The sequence below is a fragment of the Marivita geojedonensis genome, from assembly GCF_002115805.1.
GTDB lineage: Bacteria > Pseudomonadota > Alphaproteobacteria > Rhodobacterales > Rhodobacteraceae > Marivita > Marivita geojedonensis.
The window spans coordinates 1-1,990 of record NZ_JFKC01000063.1; the positions used below are offsets into that span (position 1 = coordinate 1).

The following is a 1,990-nucleotide window of genomic DNA, read 5'->3' on the forward strand; positions in this document are numbered from 1 at the left end:
CCTGACCCTAGCGAGCCCAACTTGTGCTCATTTCGCTTTGCCCGAGATTACGATGGACGGCATGGGGACTTTCCAAGGCCCGTCAGTTCCATGGTTCGCAACGACCTTAGAGACGACCGCCGCTCGAATGGCATCCTTGTTGGCGTCCGGTTGTGGACGCAGAAGGGCTCCTCCGCGAACGGTGCCGTCCTTGAAGAAGTTGAATGGTGCCGCAGGGTCATCAATCTGCCACTCGCTTGCCACCGTTAAACATCTCAAATCGCAGAACCCAGCTGTCTCCATTGCGGGGAACGCACGTTTCGGATCTGCGTAGTCAGTGGCCCCGGGGCCGGGCGGCAGTTCGATGTCCGGCGCGCCATGCTGCATAATCGCAGCGAAGACATACGTCATCGCGGACAGTTCTGTGTCCTCCCAGACCGAGTAAGCTAGGCGTCCGCCCGGCTTCAATACGCGGCGGGCCTCAGCCATAACCGTCGAGGGATCTGGCACGCGGGGCATACCAAACCCTATGGTCACGGCATCGAATGATGCGTCTTCGAAAGGCAGAGCCATGGCATCACCTTCCACAAAGCGCGCACCCAAGACAGATGACCGTGCAATCCGCAGCATAGCCGGCGAGAAGTCGCATCCGGTGACCTCTGCTCCGAGGGCGACAAGCCCGCGCGCGACGATGCCATGTCCGCAGCACAGGTCCAGCGCAGTCCTGTCTCGCCTGGCCGCACACTCGGCAACAAGCGCAGGCACTGCCATTTCCGAGGCTCGCGCGAAATCGCGAGCATAGGAAGCCGCAGTGTCTTCCTCTGCCCAACCTTGACGTTCCAGCGTCGCAAAATCCATAGGGTCTGTCATGGCGCACTCCTACTGCGTTACCCCCAAAAAAGCATGGAATTCCATGGCACGATAGCTAAGAACGTGATGAAGGCTGCTACGATAACTCCTCCTCGGTGGTTAAGCCTATATGAGGCGACAGGATTCACTCGCTCGGTTCCCTTGCAGGTCGTTTCTGCGAGTTTCTCAAGGTCGCTCAGATACGCCTGATGCTGAATCATAATCGGGTCTTTCATGGTTCCATACCTTTCCGGTTTCGATGACTCGAGCTTGCCAAGAATGCAGGCAGAACGGGTAGTGCACGGCGTGAACTGCAGCCGATACAGTTTCTGAACTGGAGATGTCGTCGGTGTCCCGGTAGCTTGTTGTCGGAAGGAGGCATCGCCATGAAAGCCAAACCTTACGGTATCATCTGCCCGATCACGCATGCTTGCGAGGTGTTGGAGCCGCGATGGACGATCCCGATCCTCTCGGAAATGTGGGGAGGCTCAACCCGTTTCAACGACATAAAACGCGGTGTTGGCAATATCTCTCCCGCCCTTCTGACTAAACGCCTGAAGGAACTTGAGGCCAATGGTTTGATCGAGCGTATCGAGGATCCGGCGACCGGTCAGGTGAACTACCTGCGCACACAACGCGCCATCGACCTCGAGCCCGCTTTGGACGCGCTTGCAAGCTGGGCGCAATGCAATATCGAGGCCCGTGAAGCGCTATGCGATTTGGACGTCTCGAACCTGATGTGGCAGATGCGCGGCTATATTGATCCGGAGCAATTGCCGCGCCGCCAGATAGTAATTCAGTTCAGGTTCAGTGACCCCGGACTCGACTACAACACCTACTGGGCGTTGAGCCGCCCCGGATCGCCGGTAGAAATCTGCTCGACCATCCCAGGCTTTGACATCGACCTTTACATAGAGACAGACAAGGTTTCCCTGACTTCCATTATCCTAAGCCGTTCGACGATCGGACGGGAACTCGACGCTGGGCGGTTGTTTCTGAGTGGGGACGCTGCCGTGGCCCGAACGATGGACCGATGGCTGCATCGCAGGACGAAGGAAGATGGGCTTGAGGTGCGGCAATTAGACTTGGCGGAGGCGACACCGTGACCGGTAGCTTCGATGTCATTATCGTCGGTGCCGGCTCTGCTGGTTGCGTGCTAGGC

General features: G+C 57.9%; 2 protein-coding genes. One reads left to right on the forward strand and one right to left on the reverse strand.

The annotated features are described in order from the left end of the window. Positions 1-27 precede the first annotated feature (27 nt). A complete protein-coding gene (locus tag MGEO_RS20990) occupies positions 28-849 on the reverse strand; it encodes a methyltransferase domain-containing protein (protein ID WP_085641685.1) in 822 nt (273 codons plus the stop codon). Positions 850-1,214: 365 nt separating this feature from the next. Between MGEO_RS20990 and MGEO_RS21000 the strand changes: the two genes are divergently transcribed. Continuing rightward, a complete protein-coding gene (locus tag MGEO_RS21000) occupies positions 1,215-1,934 on the forward strand; it encodes a winged helix-turn-helix transcriptional regulator (RefSeq protein WP_085641687.1) in 720 nt (239 codons plus the stop codon). The last annotated feature ends 56 nt before the right edge of the window (positions 1,935-1,990 follow it).